Raw genomic sequence first — 19,594 nt, 5'->3', positions numbered from 1 at the left:
GCGTCGACGAGGCCCTCGCCCTCAACCCGGACATCGTCTCCACCGCCTGCCCGTTCTGCCTCGTCATGCTGACCGACTCCGTCAACGGCAAGAAGGCTGCATCCGACAGCGGCTCCGCCGCGGGCGGCAGGGCCAAGGAATCCATCCAGGTCGTCGACGTCGCCCAACTCCTCCTCGACTCCGTCAAGACCCCCGCCGACCCCACCGACCAGGCGGAGCCGGAGAACGAACCGGAGCCGCAACCGGTGAAGTAGCCCTCCCAAGAGGGCAAGTGACGACTGCAGGGCTGCCGAATGGCGGCCCTGCGGTCGTTTCGGCAAGACGACCGGCCGCCCTCTCGCCGCCGCGTACGGGCAACGCCCATCAGACCGAACCGAAAGCGGCCACGTGCTGCCGTAATCCGCCCTCGTCCCTCGGGTGATGCTCGGTCTTTCGAGGAAATTCGAAAGGCTTTCGGCTGTCCCACGGTTGTCGAAGGATGGTGCCACAGCCAGTGGCCCGGACCGCTCCCTTTCCGCGACCACCGGTGGGTTTCGTATGCGGGGGAGGGGATCGGCATGGACAGCAGTGCGCACGGCTTACGGAATGGCGCCCGGCCGAAGGGGAAGACCTTCGTGCCGCGCGCCGTCCCCGCACTGGCCGTTACGGCACTCGTCGTCATCACCGGAGGCGGCTGCACCGGGACCGCGGAGCCCCGCACGGCCGAGCCGGCGGCTGCGGCGCGAGCGCTGACCGATGCCGAACTCCTGCGGATCTCAGACGCCCAGCAGCGGCTGATCGGCACCTGCATGAAGCGCGCGGGCTTCCGGTTCTGGGAAGCGGAGCGGCGGAGCAAGGCGGAGAGCCGAACCCTCGGCTACGTCTCGGACGACGTGGACTGGGCGCGTGAGTACGGCTATGGCAGCCGGCTCCGGGAAGCGGAGAACCGTGCGCGCCGCACCAACCCCAATCTGGCCTACCGCAAGGCGCTGTCCGACGAGCGGCGCGCCGCGTACGACGAGGCGTTGGACGGCGGGCGCGACGCACCCGTGTTCTCGGCCGACGTCCCGGGCGGCGCGACGATCCGCAAACGCGTGGGGGGCTGCGCGGCCGAGGCGGAGAAGCGTTTGTACGGGGATCCGGAGGCATGGTTCCGCGCGGAGAAGACCGTCGCGAATCTCCAACCCCTCTACGTTCCGCGGCTGATGGCCGACAAGCGGTTCACCGCGGCGCTGAGCGCGTGGTCGCGGTGCATGGAGCGGGCGGGACACGACTACGAAGACCCCGGCGCGGCCCGCGCGGCGGCGGACCGGCAGGTACTGATGCCCGACCCGGACAGGGCGTTCGACGCCGAACGGAAGCTCGCCGTCGCCGATGCCACCTGCGTACGCAACACCTCTCTGGTGTCCATCGGCCGAGAGCGCGAGACCCACTACGTGAACCAGTTGCGCGGCCGGTACGGCGAGGCCCTCGACACGCACACACGCCTGCAGCGCAGAGCTCTCGCACGGGCCGTGCGGATCGTCGAGCCCCGCGCCTGACCACCACCCCCAGATGTCCGCGGCCACCGGTCGCGGATCGGATCAGTACGTCCTCCACGAAAAGACAAAAAGGAGTTCATCATGCGAAAGTTGGGCACAGCCATAGCCGTTCTCGGTTTGACGGCCCTGGGACTGGCCGTCCCCGCCGCAACGGCCCAGGCGGGAACCCAGGGCGCCACCTGCGACGCGAAGTGGCCGGGCCGTGACGGTTTCGTCCGCGCCTGGCAGCATCCCGACTGCGAGGGCATCCTCCTCGGCGCGACCCAGGGCAACGACGCCCACTGGGGCGACAACCAGGGCGGGTTCACGCACTCGGCGTACTACGACACGAGTTCGGTCATGAACAGCGGCACCCTCGGCGGCAGGGACGTCGTCGCCTTCTACGTCGGCCCGGGCCACCAGGGCGGTTACACCTGCCTCTCGCCGTACGAGCTGTACGCGGACAACCTGACCGACAACTACTTCACCAACGGCGCCGGCGTCGTGGACAACCGGATCGGCTCCCACCGGTGGGTGACGGCCGCCGAATGCGCGCCGGGCAGCTGGCTCACCTGAGGCGGCATCCACCTGACTGGCGCGCCACTTCCTGCCGGCGGAAGCACGACGGTCGGGATGTGAACGAGGCGAGATAAAACGACCCCGGCGACCTGACGGCTGCCGGGGTCGTCCTGAAGGGCGTTCGCGAGCATGGCTGAGGGGCCCCTGTGGCAGTGGGCTTTTCGCGTCCGCCACGTCGGCACACCTAGGCGCGTACGGTTTTTGTGCGCCAAAGGTGCGCTGTCCGTACGCTTTTCGCGGATAGGATGGGCGCCTGGGAGGTGCCCATGTCCGAGTTGTTCGAGGCGGTAGACGCGCTCATCGCATCCGCGTCACCGCTGCCGCCGCCCGCGGAGCGCAAGCGGCTTCGCCTGGCCCACGGGCTGACTCTGGACCAAGTGGCCGGCGCGCTGAAGGTGCGCCGGGCCACGGTCAGCGGCTGGGAGGCGGGGCGGACCGAACCACGGGCGCCCGAGCGGGAGGCGTACGCGCGGCTTCTGAAAAAGCTCGCGGAACTCTATCCCGCACCCGCACCCGCACAGGCGCCTGAGCCCGCACCCGCGCCCGCACCGGGGCCCGGCTCGAACCCCGGTCCCACCCCGGAACCCCGCCCCACCCCGGAGCCCGGCCCCGCACCGGGGTCCGTCCCCAGCCCAAATTCCGGGTCTGCCGTCGTCCCCGCCAGGACCGGGGCTTCGGCAACGGCGCCTTCCGTCCCGGCCGTCGAGGAGCAGACGGCCCCACCGGCGCCCGCGCACCGGGCCGGCAACGCGCCGCCGCGTCGGCCGGCGGTGAAGAAGGCTGCCGTGAAGAAGGCCCCGGCGGAGCCCCGGCCCGGTGCCGCCGCCGAGGCCGACCCCCGTTTCGAGAACGGGCCGCTCGCGGTCGTCGACGTGGCCGACGGCGAGGCGCTCGCGTACTGCGTCGGCGGTCTGGTGCTGGACGTGCCCGCGAAGACGCTGCCCGCCCTGGTGGCCTGGACGCTGGCCGAGGCGAAGCTGGGTGCGCCCCGGCTGAGCTTCCACGGCAAGGACGCCGACCCGCTGGTCGTGCTGACCGAGGCCGCGTGCGAGCGGTTCGGCCTTCCCGCGCGGCTGACGCAGGAAGAGCGTATGGCCGGGCGGATTCCCGAAGGGCACAAGGTGGTCAAGCAGTTGGCGCGGGCCGACTGGAAGCTGACCAAGCGCGGCTTCGGGCCGTGGGCGCGGATCTACCGGCCGGCGCAGGGCTCCCAACGGGCGTGCGTGCAGTTGTGCATCCCGTCCTGGGGCGCGCTCGACCCGCGGCACTGGGGCGACACCGAGCGGCTGTATCCGGCCGACCTGGCCCGGCTGCTGGGCACGTACGCGACGCGGGTGATGACGCCGCGCGGGTCCACCGCGGTGACCGGCCTGGAGCTGATGACCGCCCTGCATCCGCCGACCCGGGCGGGGGAGCCGGACGCCACGGGCAAACGCCACAGCGAGCACAACCCGGGCTCGCTGGGCACCCAGCCGGTCGACTGCGCGCCGTGCGAGGCGCCGGACGGGCACCCGCTCCTGGCGGACCTGCCGCGTTTCCACCAGCGCACGCCCGCCGAGATGCTGATGGAGGAGGCCTACGACTGGGCGCGCCCCCTCACCGACAACGAATGCCTGCTGCCTCATGTGGTGGGCATCGACGTGAACATGGCCTTCGCGGCGGCCGCCAACGGCACGACCGTCGGGCTGGGGGCGCCCGTGCGCGTCAAGGCCCCGGCGTTCGACCCGAAGCTGCCCGGTTCGTGGCTGGTCGACCTCTCCCACGTGGACCTCTCCCGGGTCCTGGTCGGCAAGGAGCGCGTACGGCTGGAACGGGAGCTGCTGCCCAGTCCGTTCACGCCCGGCGGCGAGCGGCCTGGGGGACCGGCCTGGTACGCGACGCCGACCGTCGCGTACGCGGTGGAGCTCGGCTACGACGTCGCGCCGCTGGAGGCGTATGTGCGGCCGGACAACGGGCGCTATCTGGACGCCTGGTACACGCGGCTGAGGGACGCCTACGTGGCCACCATGGCCGAGCTGGGGGTCGGTGCCGATCTGTCGCCCGAGGAGTTCCTGGCGGCGATGGAGGGGCACCGGCAGCGGGATCCGCAGCTCGCGGTCGTGCTGTCGGCGATCAAGGCGACGGTCAAGGGCGGTATCGGCAAACTGCGCGAGCGGCCTCGCGGGGGAGGCTGGCGGCCGGGGCAGCCGTGGCCGGCGCTGGCCCGGCCGACCTGGCGTCCGGACATCCGGGCCGCCGTGATCTCCAAGGCGCGTGTCAACATGCACCGCAAGATGCTCAAGCACGCCGCCTTCACCGGCCAGTACCCGGTCGCGGTCCTGTCCGACTGTGCCGTGTACGCCTCGAAGGGGCCGAGTCCGCTGGACTTCCTGCCGTACCGCGACGGCAAGCCGCTGCCGGGGGGCTTCCGTCTGGGTGTCTCGCCGGGGATGGTCAAGCACGAGGGCACGCAGAGCACTTTGTGGGCCGAGGGCATCCGCGAGGAGCACGGTTCCGAGCTGAACCTGGCCAGGTACATCAAGGACGGACAGGTCACCACCAAGGACGACGGGGAGTAGGCCGCGATGGGGATGTTCGGCGACAGCCTGGACAAGGCGGTGCGGCAGGCGTTCACGCGCCCGGTTCCGAAGTCGGCGGGAGCGCAGATGCGTTACCTGGTCAAGCAGATGAAGGGCACGAAGGCCGTGGCGCAGTTGCTGCGCGTCTCGCAGCGCACCGTCGAGCGGTACGTCAAGGACCAGATCAAGAAGCCCCGCAGGGACCTCGCCGAGCGCCTGGAGGCGGAGGTGACGAAGCGGTGGCAGCCGCAGGTGCGGGCCAGGGCCCGGCAGGCCGCGGCGACAACCGGGGGCATCGTCATCGACACCCGGGCCCGCTTCGGCTACACCGCGGCGCCCGGGACCACCGACGACGCCCGTCTGCGGCACTTGACCGTGGCGCTGCCTCCGCACTACGCGGCACGGCTCTTCGAGGCCCGGGAACAGGGGGCGGGGGACCGGCAGTTGCAGGCGATCGCCGCTGAGGGACTGCAGGAGACGTACTTCAAGGACGGCGGCCGGCGGGCCGCGGGGCTTCAGGTGGAGTACACCGATCTGGAGCACGTCGAGTTCGGTCTGTAGGCAGGTCCCTTGAACCGCAGCGGGGAAAAGGGAGAGGGCAGGGCGCCCGTTCGCCGATCAGCGTCGCATCGTCGAAGGGCTCATCTACCGGTACCGCACCGGCCGGCGCGCCGGGGTGAGGCCCCCTCGGGGGCCTCACCCGCGCGTACGAGCCGGGTCCGCGGTCCGCGGCCGGTCAGCGCGGTTCGCGGTAGCCGAGGACGCCGGTGAGGACGACCCGCAGGATCGCCCGCAGCTCCACGTGCAGCGGCGGCTTGCCCTCGTTCTGCGGCGACCAGCGGTAGAGCGCGCCGAGGTAGCAGTCCCGGAGCATGTGGCCGACCTGCTCGGAGTCGATGTCCGGCGCGACCCGCCCCTGGCGCTTGCCCAGTTCGATGATCGTGGTGAAGATCGAGGCCGTGTACGGCTCCTCGTCGAGCGGGCGCCCGGCCTTCACCCATGCCTCCAGCATGACGGGGGTGATGTCCCGCTCCGCCTCGTTGAGCTGGGCCAGGGCGGCCATGCACCGCTCCAGGTGGACGGTGACGTCGTCGGTCGCGTGCAGCGACTCCTCCATGATGGAGTTCAGCCTCTCGCTGCGTCCCTCGGCCCAGGCGGTGACCAGGTCCTCTTTCCGCTGGAAGTAGTTGAAGAACGTCCCCCGCGCCACGTCCGCGCGCTCCGCGATCTGGTCGATCGTCGTTCCGTCGTACCCCTGCTCGGCGAAGAGGTCGAGGGCGGAGGTGTAGATGGCGTGCTTGACGCGCTGCTTGCTCCGCTCCCGGCGTCCCAGCGGACGCCCCGCTTCCGTCCGAGGTGTGTGGATGGCCATGGCACGGCCTCGCTCTCACTGCACGTGTTTCCCTATCAGAACCTATATTTATACTAGGGTACATCTATGGGTTGCCGTCTGGGTTCGTTCCCGCGAACGTCCGGCTCGGCACCGTCGAGAGCCGTGACCAGGTCGCCGATGCTCTCCTTGCCCAGCAGCCGCTGGACGGCCACCTCCGTTCCGTGGCTGGCCCGCAGCCTGCCCCGCAACTGCAGGGCCATCAGGGAGTCGAGGCCCAGTTCGCGCAGGCTCATCCTGGGGTCTATCCGGTTCACCGGCGTGCCCAGCACGTGGGCCGCGTGGTCCAGGACCGTGGCGAGGGCGGGCCGCGCGGCACCGGCGCGCTCGCCTCGCCGTCCGGCCGGCTCCGTGCGGGCGTGCGCCCCGGCCGGCTCCGTACGGCCCGGCGTTCCGGCCGGCTTCGCCATGAGGTCCTCGGCCGACTCCCAGCCGGGCTCGCCCTCCCCCCGCCCGCCCGACTCCCAGCCGGGCTCGCCCACCGTCCACCCGCCCGACTCGCCGCCCGGCGCCGCATCCGGGAGCCGGCGCATGCGCACGCCCCGGAACTCGGCGGCGACCCGCCCGTCAGCGGCGACCAGCAGAATGTCCGCCTGGCCACCGGCCGGGGCGTCCTGCGCGGCGGGCGACGGGGCGAACCGCGCCACCGACCAGTACGCGCCGTCCAGCGGGCCCGACAGCCGCACGCTCTCGAAGGACTCCGTCAGGAAGACGCACGTCGCGGCACCCGGGCCGCCGGAGTGCGGCCACGCGGCCACGACCGGCAGCAGTCCGGCCTCCAGGGCAGCGGCCCCGCCGCCCGGCGGGACGGCCACCCGGGCCACGGCCTCGCCGTCGCGGCGCCAGACCTGGCCCACCGTCCGCAGCGCCTCGCCGATGCGGTATCCCCGCGCCTCGGCCCGCCGGTAGAACTCACTGCCCGGCACGTACTCCGTGCACCGGGTCAGCGCCAGGTCCAGCTCCCGCGACCCGTCCGGCCCGGTCTCCCGGCGTACCGGCGACGCGCGCAGCAACCCCGTCAGCCACGGGTCCGCGCCCGGTCGTACGGCCGGCTCGACGGCGAAGCGGTACAGGCCTGCCGTGTCCTCGGGTACGAGCGTGATGCGGGCGACGGTGTCCAGGGCGTCCGGCAGGTGCGGCTGCTCCGCGCCGAAACGTATCCGCTCAAGGGTGAACTCGCCGTCCGGCAGGACGTCCCGGGCCAGTTCGGTGACCGCGCCGCAGTACACGGGCGGCGGCACGGGACACAGCCCGCGGACCGACAGGCCGTCGGCCACCTCCGCCAGGCCGAGGCGGCGCAGGGCGACGTCCCTGGAGTACGTCCCCGGACCGGCCGGGGCGGAGGCCGCGCCGTACGCCCCGCGCGTCGCGGGCTCGGGGACGTACCGCTCCTCGTCCCACACGTACAGGGGCAGCGGCACGCGAGGTGCCGGTCCGGAGTCCGGGACGCCGTGGAAGCGGTCCCAGTCGACGGGGACGCCCAGGGTGAACGCCCGCCCCAGGGCCCGTAGGGCCGCCGACGTGCCGTCCTGCTCCTTCAGCAGCGTCGGCACGCCCGTGCCCGGCAGCCCGGCGGCCGCCTCGACGTCCCGCACGGCCTGGACCAGTACGGGATGCGGGCCGACCTCCACGAACACCCGGTCGCCCGCTTCGGCCGCGCGCTCCACCGCCTCCCTGAACCGGACGCGCTGCCGCAGGTTCTCCTGCCAGTACGCCGCGTCGAGGGCTCCGTCCCGCACCGGCTCGCACCGGGTCGTGGAGAACATCGGGGTGTGCGGGGCCGTGGGCCGCAGGTCCCGCAGCGCGGCCCGCAGGTCGTCCCCTATCTCGTCCATGACGGGCGAGTGCGAGGCGACGTTCACGCGGACGACGCGGCACAACGTGCCCTGCTCGTCCAGCCGCCCGGCGATGCGTTCCAGCGTGACGGTGTCGCCCGCGAGGACCGTCGCCTCGGGTCCGTTCTCGGCCGCGACGCACACCCCGTCGCCGTACGCGGAGACCAGCTCGCGGGCCTCGGCCGCGGGCAGTTCCACGGACAGCATGGCCCCGCGCCCCGCCAGCCGCTGCATCAGGGCGCTGCGGCGGCAGATCACCGCGGCGGCGTCCCGCAGGGACAGCGCCCCCGACACGTACGCCGCGGCCGCCTCGCCCATGCTGTGCCCGATGCAGAGCGCCGGGTCCACGCCCATCTCCCGCCACAGCGCCGCCAGCGCGACCTGGACGGCCCAGAGCGTGGGCTGCACCTTGTCGACCGTGTCGGGGAACCCTCCGTCCTCGGCGTTCAGCGCGTCGAGCACGGACCAGCCCGCCTCCTCCCGCACGGCGGCGTCGCACTCCGTCATGGCCGCGCGGAACGCCGGCGAGGAGCGCAGCAGGTCCCGTCCCATCCCCGCCCACTGCGAGCCCTGCCCGGCGAAGACGAAGACCGGCTCGCGGTCCGCGGCGAACCCGGCCTCGCCGGTGCCGCCGTAGGGAGACTCGCCGCCGTCGGCCAGCGTGCGCAGGACCGCGGCGACTTCCGCGTGGGTCGTGCCGACGGCCCACAGGCGGTACGGGTGCGCGTCGCGGCGGGTGGCCGCGGTGCGGCAGACGTCCCGCAGTGCGATGCCGTGTCCGGGGCCGCCCGGCTCCAGGTGGCCGGCGTAGCGGGCGGCGAGTCCGCGCAGGGACCGCTCCGAGCGGGCCGACAGGACGAGCAGGTGTGGGGCTTCCCGGGCGTCGTCGCGCTCCGTCCCGGTCGCGGGGGCGGACGGACGCGGGGTTCGGTGGATCGCGGGGGCGGACGGACGCGGGCTCCGGCCGGCCGCGTCGGCGGCGTACTCGCCGATCACGACGTGGGCGTTGGTGCCCGAGATGCCGAAGGAGCTGACGCCGACGACCGCCGGCCCGCGGTCCGGGTCCAGCGGGGTGTTCTCCGTGACGACCCGGACGGGCAGGTCCCCGGCGCGGAGGAGGTCGTTCGGCGTGGCGCAGTGCAGGGATGCGGGCACCGTCCGGTGACGGACGGTCAGCACCGCTTTGATGAGGCCCGCGAGGCCGGCCGCCGCCTCCGTGTGCCCGATGTTGCTCTTCACGGAACCGACGAGGAGGGGCCGTGCGACCGGGCCGTCGGAGCCGTAGAACTCGGCGAGGGCGCGCAGTTCGACACCGTCGCCGACCACCGTGCCCGTGCCGTGGGCCTCGACGTAGTCCAGGCGCGCCGGGGCGATGCCCGCGCTGCGGCACGCCTCCCGCAGCATCTCCACCTGTCCCGGCACGGCGGGCTGGAGCAGCAGGCCGCTGCCCTGGCCGTCGTTGGTCACCGCGCTGCCCCTCAGGACCGCCAGCACCGGGTCGCCGTCACGGACGGCGTCGGGCAGGCGCTTGAGGAGGACGGCGGCGACGCCCTCGCTGCGGACGAAGCCGTCGGCGTCCGCGCTGCCGAACTTGCAGCGGCCGTCCGGGGACAACATGTGGCCCTGCGAGTAGGCGATGGAGTCGGTGGGGGAGAGCAGCACGTTGACGCCGGCGGCGACGGCGATGTCGCTCTCACCGGTGAGCAGACTCTGCCGCGCCGCGTGCACCGCGACGAGGGAGGAGGAGCAGGCGGTGTCGAGGACGATGCTCGGCCCGCGCAGGTCCAGGGCGTAGCTGACGCGTCCCGCCGTGACCGCGCGGAGTCTGCCGCCCGCCATGGCGCGTACGTCCGCGACGGCCGCCTCGCCCGTCGTCTCGGCGTACTCCGACGTGGCCTGGCCCACGAAAACGCCGCCGCGGCGGCCCGCCAGCGACGAGGCCCGGATCCCCGCCTGCTCCAGCGCCTCCCACACCACCTGGAGCAGCAGCCGCTGCTGCGGGTCCATCGTGCGGGCCTCGCGCGGCGACAGCCGGAAGAACGCCGCGTCGAACGCGTACACGTCGTCGAGGAATCCGCCGTGCCGTGACACGGTCCGGCCCGGGGTGCCGGGTTCGGCGCCGTAGTGCGGGCCCACGTCGAACCGGTCCCCGGGGACCGGTGTGATCGCGTCGACGTTGCCGCGCAGAAGGTCCCAGTACGCGTCCACTCCCCGAGCGCCAGGAAACCTGCACCCCATGCCGACGACGGCGACGGCGGGCACCTCGCTGGTCTCGCACTGGCTCGCCACCACGTACCCCTCTCGGTAATCAGGTTCAAATATGCATGGCGATCCAAACTTATTCTTCAGTTTTACACAAGGGCGTCGGGGGTGGGTTTGGGCCGGTTTAGGGGTCCGATTTTCGGTCGTTACGTCCGAGTGCCTGGCCGAACTGCTGCGGAATTATGCGCTCCGGTCAAAAGTGCACTTGCGTACATGGATGAGCTCTGGTCTATGGTTGCGTCGCAGCGCATGAATGCCGGGCGTGATCCGCTCCGGCGCACCCCCGGCGGGGACACGCCCCCCACCCTCGGGGTGTCCCCGCCCTCATGAGGAGATGCCGTCATGCCCAGACCTGTGGTGCTGGTGAGCGATCCATTGCCGGACGACGCGCTGGCTCCCCTGCGCGCCGCGTGCGAGGTCCGGAGAGCCGACGGAGGCGACCGGGCGCGGCTGCTGGCCGCCGTCGCCGATGCCTCCGTTCTGATCGTGCGCAGCGGCACGCGGGTGGACCGCGAGGTCCTCGCCCACGCGCCCCTGCTGAAAGGTGTCGTACGCGCCGGGGTGGGTCTCGACAACGTGGACACGGCGGCCGCCGACGACGCGGGCGTGTCCGTCGCCAACACGCCCGCAGCGAACGCCGTCAGCGTCGCCGAGCTGACCGTCGGCCTGGCCGTCGCCCTCGCCCGGCACATCCCCGCGGCCGCGCAGCACGTCCGCCAGGGGGAGTGGAACCGCTCCGCCTTCAGGGGCGGCGAACTCGCCGGCCGCACCCTCGGCGTGCTCGGCCTCGGTCGCATCGGCCGCCAGGTCGTGCGCCGGCTGGCCGCCTTCGACATGACCGTCCTCGCACACGACCCCCACGTCTCCGAGGACGACTGCCGGCGCGCCGGCGCCGAGCCGGTGGCCCTCGACGAACTCCTCGCGCGCAGCGACCTCCTGACGGTCCACCTGCCGAGGACCGCCGAGACGGAGGGCCTGATCGGCGCGCGCGAACTGGCCCTGGCCAAGCCCGGGCTCCATCTCGTGAACACCGCACGCGGAGGAATCGTGGACGAGGACGCGCTGGCCCGGGCCCTCAAGGACGGGCGCGTCGCCGCGGCGGCGCTCGACGTCTTCGCCGTCGAACCGCCCCGCGACTCCCCGCTCCTCGGCCTCCCCAACGTGCTGCCCACCCCCCACCTCGGCGCCGGCACCGCCGAGGCCCAGCACCGCGCCGGGCACGAGGCGGCACGTATCGCCCTGGAGATGCTGGAGTCGCGGGGCCTGCTGGAGGAAGCCGGATCATCCGGGGCGGGTGGCCCCGCGGCGCCCGGAAGCCTCGTCCCGCCCGGCCGCGCCGAGCCGGAACGGGGCCCGTTGGCCGGCACCGGCGCGCGGGGGGTGTGAGCCGTGGCGCGCACGAGCCCCGCCCCGGGCCGCGACGTCGGCCCAGGCCTCGACGCCGGCCCCCGCCGCGATCCGGCGCGGGGTGCCGACTTGAGCCCCCGCCGCGACCCGGCGCGAGGTGCCGACGCCGGCCCGCGCCTCGACCCCGGCCGGTGTGCCGCCGCCGTCCAGGCGTTGATGCCTCGGCTGCGGGGCGAACTCGCCGAGCTGGTGGCCCTGCGGTCCGTCGCAAGTGACGGACGCGAGCCCTCGCCGGACTGCGAGGCGGCCGCACGGTGGGTCGCCGACGCCTTCGCCGCCGAGGGGTTCGCCGTACGGCAGCTGCGCACCGACGACGGCAACACGACCGTCGTCGGCCGGCTGCCCGGCCCGCCCGGCGCCCGCGAAGTCGTGCTGTACGCGCACTACGACGTCGTGTCCGAGGGCGACGCCGACCGCTGGACCTCGCCGCCCTTCACGCTCACCGAGCGGGACGGCCGCTGGTACGGCAGGGGCGCGGCGGACTGCAAGGGCAACCTCCTCATGCACCTCGCGGCGCTCCGGGCGCTGCGGGCCGCGCTCCCCGAAGGCGACCCGCCGCCGGTGTCGCTCACCGTGCTCGTGGAGGGCAGCGAGGAGCGGGGCAGAGGCAGCCTGGAGCGGCTCCTCACCGAGCGGCCCGAACTGGTCACGCCCGACGCGGTGCTGGTCGCGGACTCCGGCAACTTCGAGGCCGGCGTGCCGACGCTGACGACGTCCCTGCGCGGGATGGCGGTCGCCGAGGTGACCGTGTCCACGCTGCGGGGCGACCTGCACTCGGGACAGTTCGGTGGGCCGGTGCCCGACGCCATGACCGCGCTCGTCCGGGTCCTCGCGTCCCTGCACGACGAGCACGGCGACACCGCCGTGGCCGGCCTGGAGCCGCCCGTACCGCCCATTCCGGCCGCCGACCCGGCCACCATTCCGGCCGACTACCCGGAGGACCGGCTCCGGCAGGACGCAGGGCTGCTCGACGGCGTGCGCCTGATGGGCACCGGCACCACCGCGCAACGCCTGTGGACGCGGCCCGCCGCGACGGTCCTGGCCGTCGACGGGCCCGCCCCGCACGAGGCCGTCCCCGCCCTGCGGGCCTCCGCCAAGGCGCTGGTCAGCCTGCGCCTCCCGCCCGGAACCGACCCGGCGCACGCGCACGACATGCTCGCCGCCCACCTGCGGCGGGCCGTGCCCTTCGGCGCCCGCCTGGACATCACGCGCATCACCACGGGCGCGTCCTTCCGCGGCCGCACCGACGGGCCGGCGCACCGCGCCATGAGCGCCGCCATGGCCGAGGCGTACGGGCGCGAGCCCCTCGTCATCGGGGCGGGCGGGTCCATCGCCCTGTGCAGCACCCTGCAACGGCTCCACCCGGAAGCGGAGATCCTGCTGTTCGGCGTGGAGGACCCCGAGGCGCGCATCCACGCGCCCGACGAGAGCGTGAATCCCGGCGACATCGCCGCCACAGCCCTTGCGGAAGCGCTTTTCCTGGACCGCTTCGCGCACATCTGACGAGGCGCTGACCCAGCGCTGCCCTTCGGTGGAACGGGGAATCCGTGATCTTTCAGCACGCGCACGAAATCATCACCGACGACATATTCGTCAGGCTCGACGGACTCGTCCCCGGCAGTGAGTCCTTCCTCAAGATCGAGGGATGGAACCCGGCCGGCTCCATCAAACTGAAGTCGGCCGTGGGCATGGTCAAGGACGCCGAGCGGCGCGGCCTGCTCTGGACCGGCGGCCGCATCATCGAGTCCTCGTCCGGAAGCCTCGGCATCGCCCTGGCCATCGTCGCCGCTGCCAAGGGCTACGCCTTCACCTGCGTGACCGACCCCAACATCTCCCCGCAGAGCCTCGCGCTCATCCGGGCCCTGGGCGCCGAGGTCATCCAGGTCGACGAGCGCGACGCGAACGGCGGCTTCCTCGGCACCCGTATCGCCCGCATCCGGCGGGAACTCGCCGCCGACCCCAAGCTGATCTGGCTCAACCAGTACGCCAATCCCTCCAACCCCGACGCCCACGCCCGCTCCACGGCGACGTCGATTCTGCGACACATCGGCCGGGTCGACCGGCTCTTCATCGGCGCCGGCACCACCGGCACGCTGATGGGCTGCATCCGCCACTTCCGGGCCTTCTCGCCCAGTACGGAGATCATCGCCGTGGACACGGCCGGGTCCGTGACCTTCGGCCACCCGCCCGGCCCCCGCCACATCCCGGGGCTCGGCACCAGCCGCCGCCCGGAGCTGTGCAGGCCCGAGGCCGTCGACGACGTCGTCCTCGTCCCCGAGACGGACGCCATCCGCATGTGCCGCCGCCTCGCGGCCGAACGGGGCCTGCCCGTCGGCGGGTCCACCGGGTCCGTGGTCGCCGCGGTGGAACGTTACGCCCCGCTCATCCCGCCCGGCGCCCGGGTCGTGGCCCTCTCGCCCGACACGGCGGACCGCTACATCCACACCGTCTACGACGACGCGTGGGTCGCCCGGACCTACGGCCCCGAGACGCTCGCCCACATCCGGAACGAGAGCCGCCCCGTGTCCGCCTGACCTGTCCCGCACCCGGGCTCGCCCACCGACCCGTTCCCCGGCCCGTGCCCGCCGCGGCCTCCGGCTTCTGGCCGCCTCGGCCCCCGCCCTCGCCCCTGACCCACATCCACGGCCCGTGCCGCCCCGCGCCCGGCCGACACCCGAATGCCCCCTGACCCGCCCCAGCCCGACGGAGAATCACATGACGTCCCAGCAGCGCCCCTTCGACTTCCAGGTCGTCGGCGGGGCCGCCATCCGGTCCCTGATCGCCGACTCGCGTACCGAGATCGTCGACACCGTCCGCACCGCCTACCTCACCCACCACGACGGCGACTCCGTCAACCCCAACAGCTACTTCCTGCGCTTCCCCGACAAGCCCGACGCGCGGATCATCGCCCTGCCCGCCTACGTGGGCGGCGACCACGACGTCGCCGGCATCAAGTGGATCGCCAGCTTCCCGCGGAACATCCACCACAACATCCCCCGCGCCTCCGCCGCGCTGCTCCTCAACGACTACGAGACGGGCTACCCCTTCGCCTGTCTGGAGGCCTCCCAGATCAGCGCGGCGCGCACCGCCGCCTCCGCGGTGCTCGGCGCCGAGGAGCTGCACGGGGGGCGCACCGCCCGGCAGATCACCGTCGTCGGCGCCGGCGTCATCGCCCGCAACATCGTGGAGTTCTTCGACGCGCAGGGCTGGAACGCCGAGCGGTACGTCGTCCACGACCGCGTCCCCGCGTACGCGGACGCCCTGCGGCGCCACGTCACCGCGCTGGGCCACCGGGCCGAGCGCGAGGACGACTTCGAACGGGCCGTCGACGGCGCCGACGTCGTCGTCTTCGCCACCACGGCCGGGGAGCCGTGGGTCACCCGGGCCGGGACGTTCACCGCCGGGCAGACCGTCCTGAACGTGTCCCTGCGGGACCTGGCCCCCGAGATCATCGCCGAGTCGCAGAACATCCTCGACGACATCGACCACTGCATGACGGCCAACACCTCCCCGCACCTGGCGGAACAGGCCTACGGCCACCGCGACTTCCTCGACGGCACCCTCGCGCAGGTCCTGCGCGGGGACGTCAAGCCCGACCGGGGCCGGCCGCGCGTGTTCTCCCCGTTCGGTCTGGGCGTGCTCGACCTCGCCGTCGGCCTGCGGGTTTACCGTGCCGCCGCCGCACGCGGACTGACCGTCGCCGTCCCCGACTTCTTCGGCGAGACCGAGCGCTGGGCCTAGAGGGCACCGCACAGCCGTGTCGGCGCGATCCGCCGGACACTCCCCGCCACCGCCGCCCCACCCCGTCACAGGACCGAAGCACCGCCGGGCTACCGGCCCCGAAGAGGAGAACCCTCCGTGACCACAGCCTCCGCAGTCTCCGCGCCCTCCGGCGCCTCCCCGTCCGGACACCCCGCTTGGGGTGCCGAGCGCGCGGCCGACATCGCCGCCCTCGCCGCCCGGTACGCCGAACGCTTCCCCTGGTACGGGCGGCTGCTCGACGCCCGCGGCGTACGCGGCTCGGGCCGCCTCCACGACCTGCCCGTCATCGACCCCGGCCTGCTCACCGAGCACTACTACACCGCCGACCACCCCCACCTCGCCGACGCCTCCGCGTACCACACCTCCGGCACGTCCACCGGCCGGCGCAAGCGCATCCTCTACAGCCCCGCCGACGACGACGCCTACGTCGCCCAGCGCAAGGCGCTGTTCCAGGACTTCGCGGGCGACCTCGCCGCCGGCTCGACCGCCGTGGCCGACCTCGGCACCGGCCACGCCGCCGCCTCCGCCCGGCGGATCTTCGAGGAGATGGGCTTCCTCGCCCACGACATCGACTTCCAGCTCCCCGTCGAGCAGCACGTCGAACGGCTCAACGCCTGGCGGCCCGACGTGCTGTTCACGATGCCGATGATCCTCGACCGGCTGATGCGCTCACCCGGCCTGCGGATATCACCCCGCTTCATCATGGTCGTCGGCGACCTCGCTCCCGAGAACTGGCGTCGCCGGGTGGCCCGCCACTTCGGCATCGGACACGGCGATGTGCTCGACCTCTTCGGCAGCATCGAGATCGGCGCGATCGCCCACCACAACGCGCGCACCGGCCTCTACCACTTCCACGACCACATCCTCCCCGAGGTCGTCCCCCCGGCGGAGCTGTACGCGGACGAGCCCGGCGGCACGGCGGGCGGCGGCAGCGGTGCCCTGCTGCTGACCTCCTTCACCCGCGCCTACTTCCCCGCTCTGCGCTACGTGACCGGCGACATGATCAGCGGACTGCGCACCCTCACCGCCGACGGCCGCACGGTCTACGCCTTCGAGCGCATCGAGGGCCGCCTCGGCGGCGACTTCAAACACGGCGAACGGATCAGCAACCACGACGTCTGCTCCGCCATGGCCGAGGTGTTCCCGGGCGCGCCCTTCGAGGTCGCCAACGCCGACGGCCTGCGCATCCGGGTCGTCCGCGAGCGCGTCACGGACGAGGAACTGACCGCCGTACGCCGGCTGCTGCGCGCGGCGTCCCCGGACGTCGCGCAGATGATCGACTCCGGCCTCGTCGGCGACATCGACGTCCTCGCCGTCCCCGCCGACGCCATCCGCGCCGACCACGCGAAGCGCCGCTTCGACGTGAAGGAGGGCTGAGCCGTGTGCGGCATCGCCGGAACCGTCACCTTCGACACCACCGGCCCCCTCACCGGCTTCCCGGCAGCGGCCTGTGCCGCCATGACGCACCGCGGGCCCGACGAGGAGGGCTACCACCACGACGCGCGCGCCGCGCTCGGCATGTGCCGGCTCAAGGTCATCGGCCTGGCCGACGGCTCCCAGCCCGCGTACAGCGAGGACCGCGGCATCGTCGTCGTCTTCAACGGCGAGATCTACAACCACCGTTCCCTGCGGCGGTACCTCGCGGACCGCGGACGGCCCGTGCGCGGCGGCAGCGACGCCCACATCCTGCCCGTCCTCTACGACGAGCTGGGCGAGGACTTCGTCGACCGGCTCCACGGCATGTACTCCATCGCCGTCCACGACACCCGCACCGGCCGGCTGCTCCTCGTCACGGACCGGGTGGGCAAGAAGCCCCTCTTCTACAGCCGGCTCGCCGACGGCACCGTGGCCTTCGCGTCCGAGCTGAACGCGCTGATGCGCCACCCCCGCATCGACCGCGCCGTCGACCCTCTCGCCGTCGACCAGTACCTCTCCTACCGCGTCGTGCCCGCCCCGCACACCATCTACCGGGACGTGCGCAAGGCCGAGCCCGGCACCGTCCTCACCTTCGAGGCCGGGCAGCCCGAGAAACGGCGCCGCTACTGGCAGTTCGACTTCACCGCCGACCCGGCGGAGGCCGTGGACCCGCGCCGCGCCGTCGACACCGTCGACGCGCTCCTGCAGCGGGCCGTCGCCGACCGGCTGGAGGCCGAGGTGCCGCTGGGCGCCATGCTCAGCGGCGGACTGGACTCCAGCCTCGTGGTGGCCGTCGCGGCGCGGCAACTGGGCCGCCCCATCCACACGTTCTCCGTCGGGTTCGAGCACGACGCGTTCGACGAGTCGGCGTACGCCCGGGCCGTCGCCGAGCACTGCGGCACCGTGCACCACACGTACCGCATCGGCGTCGCGGACGCGCGGCGGTCCGTCGACCGCATCCTCACGCACATGGGCGAGCCGTACGCCTTCCCCTCGGCGATCGCCGCGGACTGCATGTACCGGCTGGCCCGCGACCACGTCACCGTCGTCCTCACCGGCGACGGCTCCGACGAGATCTTCGCCGGCTACCGGCGCTACCGGCTCTTCCAGGACCTGCCGCACATCGACCCGGCGTACGCGGCGAAGGTCGACGCCGAGGCCCTGGCGGCCGGCGACGGCGGCATCGCCGACCGCTACCAGGCCGTCCTCGTCGACGGCCTGCGCGGCGGCGTCAAGGACCGGCTCTACAGCCCCGCCTTCAAGGCATTGCTGCCCGGGTACCCGGTGAACCACCTGCGCGACCGCTTCGCCCGCACCGGCGCCCACCGGCCCGAGCTGGACCGCGTGATGCAGGTCGACTGCGGGTTCTGGCTGCCCGACGCCCAGCTCGTCAAGATCGACCGGATGGCGATGGCGCACTCCGTCGAGCCGCGCAGCCCGCTCCTGGACCACCGGCTCGTCGACTACGTCACCCGCATCCCGGCCGCCGCCAAGCTCGTCGACGGCAACGAGAAGGTCCTGCTGAAGCAGGTCGCCGCCCGGTACGTGCCGGAGTCGGTCGTCCACCGGCCCAAGCAGGAGCTGGCCGTCCCGCTGGAGAGCTGGCTCGGCACCGCCCTGCGCCCCGCCATCCAGGACACGCTCCTGTCCGAAGCCTCCCTGGAGCGCGGCTACTTCGACCCCGACGCCCTGCGCGCCTTCGTCACGGCGTTCCGCCCCGAGCACACGTACGCCCTGTGGACGCTCTACATGCTCGAACGCTGGCACCGCCTCCACACCGACGCCGAGGCGTTCCCGGAGCCCGCGGTCCGCCTCCAGCCCGCCGCCGTCCGCTGACGCCTGCCCACCCGGACCCGAAAGGACCCACCATGACCACCGCTCCCGAATCCGTCCGCACGGCGGCCACCGTCGCCATGCCCGCCGAGGCCGCGCGGCTGAACGCGACCTACGACCCCGAGCGGCTGCTCGCCGAACTCGACGCGGTCCGCAATCGCACCTGGGAGAAGCAGCGCGTGTACTCCGAGACCGGCGTCGGCGCCGCCACCGACGTCGACTGGCGCTGCCTCGCACTGCGCAGCCCCGGCGGCGACGGCACCCGCACCGACCCCGGCGGCCCCGGCCCCCGCGACTTCGCGCCCACCGAATGGCTCGACCGCATGCCGTACGTCCGCGAGGTCCTCGACTCCATCCCCGCGCCGCTCCACGCGGTCCGCTTCATGGCGCTCGGCACCGACACCGTCGGCATCGACCACACCGACCCCAAGTACGGCCCGCGCTGGGGCGTCGCCCGGCTCCACGTGCCCGTCACCACCAACCCCCGGGCGCTGCTCGTCCTGGACGGCGTCACCCACCGCTGGCAGCCCGGCGAGTTCTGGTTCGGCGACTTCAGCCGGGTCCACCACGTGGAGAACACCGGCCCCGAACCCCGCGTGCACCTCGTCGTCGACGCCCTGGTCACGCCCGGCCTCGTCCGGGCCTTCCCCGAGGAGTGGCAGGAGTTCTTCGCCACCGGCGAAGTCCTGTACAACCGGCCCTCCTGCGGCCAGCGCGCCGAGGAGCGGGCCCGCCTGGAGTGCTCCTTCGACGTCCCCGCGGCGTTCCCGCTGTGGGAGGAGGACGGCACCCTCGACGTGGACCAGCCCTGGACGCGGGTCCGCGTCCGCGACGACGGCACCCAGCTCGTCCTCGACCAGGGGACCGGCCAGCCGTACGCCCTCGTCCACATCGACGCGAACGAGTACCGCCTCGCAGGCTGGAGCGAGGAGCGCACCCTCCAGCTGTTCCTGGAGGGCCGGCAGCCGCACGCCGTGCTGCGGATCCGCGACGGCCGGTCCGTCACCGAGCGGTCGGTCCCGGCGGTGCCGGGCCGCACCGACGGGCGGTGAC

Annotated in this window: 13 protein-coding genes and 1 pseudogene; 12 read left to right on the top strand and 2 right to left on the bottom strand. The window is 73.2% G+C overall.

Features of this window, described 5'->3' with window-relative positions:
* From ACZ7D7_RS33480 to tpg, 5 genes and pseudogenes are all read left to right on the top strand, one after another.
* A pseudogene (locus ACZ7D7_RS33480) lies at positions 1-254 on the top strand (Fe-S oxidoreductase); the annotation flags it as partial.
* Positions 255-557: 303 nt separating this feature from the next.
* Complete coding sequence (locus ACZ7D7_RS33475; protein WP_470829296.1) at positions 558-1,520, top strand: hypothetical protein; 963 nt, start codon at positions 558-560, stop codon at positions 1,518-1,520.
* An 81-nt stretch (positions 1,521-1,601) separates the two neighbouring features.
* A complete protein-coding gene (locus tag ACZ7D7_RS33470; protein WP_470829295.1) occupies positions 1,602-2,075 on the top strand; it encodes a hypothetical protein in 474 nt (157 codons plus the stop codon).
* Positions 2,076-2,344: 269 nt separating this feature from the next.
* Complete coding sequence (gene tap / locus ACZ7D7_RS33465) at positions 2,345-4,636, top strand: telomere-associated protein Tap (RefSeq protein ID WP_470829294.1); 2,292 nt, start codon at positions 2,345-2,347, stop codon at positions 4,634-4,636.
* Between the two features lie 6 nt (positions 4,637-4,642).
* A complete protein-coding gene (gene tpg, locus ACZ7D7_RS33460; protein ID WP_470829291.1) occupies positions 4,643-5,197 on the top strand; it encodes a telomere-protecting terminal protein Tpg in 555 nt (184 codons plus the stop codon).
* A 175-nt stretch (positions 5,198-5,372) separates the two neighbouring features.
* Here the strand turns inward: tpg and ACZ7D7_RS33455 are convergent, their stop codons facing one another.
* Complete coding sequence (locus tag ACZ7D7_RS33455; protein ID WP_470829290.1) at positions 5,373-6,008, bottom strand: TetR/AcrR family transcriptional regulator; 636 nt, start codon at positions 6,006-6,008, stop codon at positions 5,373-5,375.
* Between the two features lie 53 nt (positions 6,009-6,061).
* A complete protein-coding gene (locus ACZ7D7_RS33450; RefSeq protein WP_470829289.1) occupies positions 6,062-10,150 on the bottom strand; it encodes a type I polyketide synthase in 4,089 nt (1,362 codons plus the stop codon).
* Positions 10,151-10,465: 315 nt separating this feature from the next.
* Here ACZ7D7_RS33450 and ACZ7D7_RS33445 point away from each other — a divergent pair, with 315 nt between their 5' ends.
* The 7 genes from ACZ7D7_RS33445 (at position 10,466) to ACZ7D7_RS33415 (ending at position 19,593) form a co-directional block, all read left to right on the top strand.
* On the top strand, positions 10,466-11,509 hold the full coding sequence (locus tag ACZ7D7_RS33445) for a hydroxyacid dehydrogenase (protein WP_470829287.1): 1,044 nt from the start codon (positions 10,466-10,468) through the stop codon (positions 11,507-11,509).
* Positions 11,510-11,512: 3 nt separating this feature from the next.
* The gene (locus tag ACZ7D7_RS33440) at positions 11,513-13,033 is read left to right on the top strand and encodes a M20/M25/M40 family metallo-hydrolase (protein WP_470829285.1); all 1,521 of its coding nucleotides are present in this window, start codon (positions 11,513-11,515) and stop codon (positions 13,031-13,033) included.
* Between the two features lie 44 nt (positions 13,034-13,077).
* Entirely contained in the window at positions 13,078-14,064 is a 987-nt protein-coding gene (gene sbnA / locus ACZ7D7_RS33435; protein WP_470829283.1) for a 2,3-diaminopropionate biosynthesis protein SbnA, read from the top strand.
* 181 nt (positions 14,065-14,245) lie between these two features.
* Complete coding sequence (gene sbnB / locus ACZ7D7_RS33430) at positions 14,246-15,271, top strand: 2,3-diaminopropionate biosynthesis protein SbnB (protein ID WP_470829281.1); 1,026 nt, start codon at positions 14,246-14,248, stop codon at positions 15,269-15,271.
* Positions 15,272-15,388: 117 nt separating this feature from the next.
* Entirely contained in the window at positions 15,389-16,669 is a 1,281-nt protein-coding gene (locus ACZ7D7_RS33425) for a phenylacetate--CoA ligase family protein (protein WP_470829279.1), read from the top strand.
* 3 nt (positions 16,670-16,672) lie between these two features.
* A complete protein-coding gene (gene asnB / locus ACZ7D7_RS33420; protein WP_470829277.1) occupies positions 16,673-18,544 on the top strand; it encodes an asparagine synthase (glutamine-hydrolyzing) in 1,872 nt (623 codons plus the stop codon).
* 32 nt (positions 18,545-18,576) lie between these two features.
* Positions 18,577-19,593: an aspartyl/asparaginyl beta-hydroxylase domain-containing protein gene (locus ACZ7D7_RS33415; RefSeq protein WP_470829276.1), complete on the top strand. Its 1,017-nt coding sequence runs from the start codon at positions 18,577-18,579 to the stop codon at positions 19,591-19,593.
* The last annotated feature ends 1 nt before the right edge of the window (position 19,594 follow it).

The organism is Streptomyces sp. NPDC037054 (assembly GCF_055606745.1).
The sequence above is the reverse complement of the archived record's forward strand: the minus strand, read 5'-3'. Positions and strand labels throughout refer to the sequence as shown.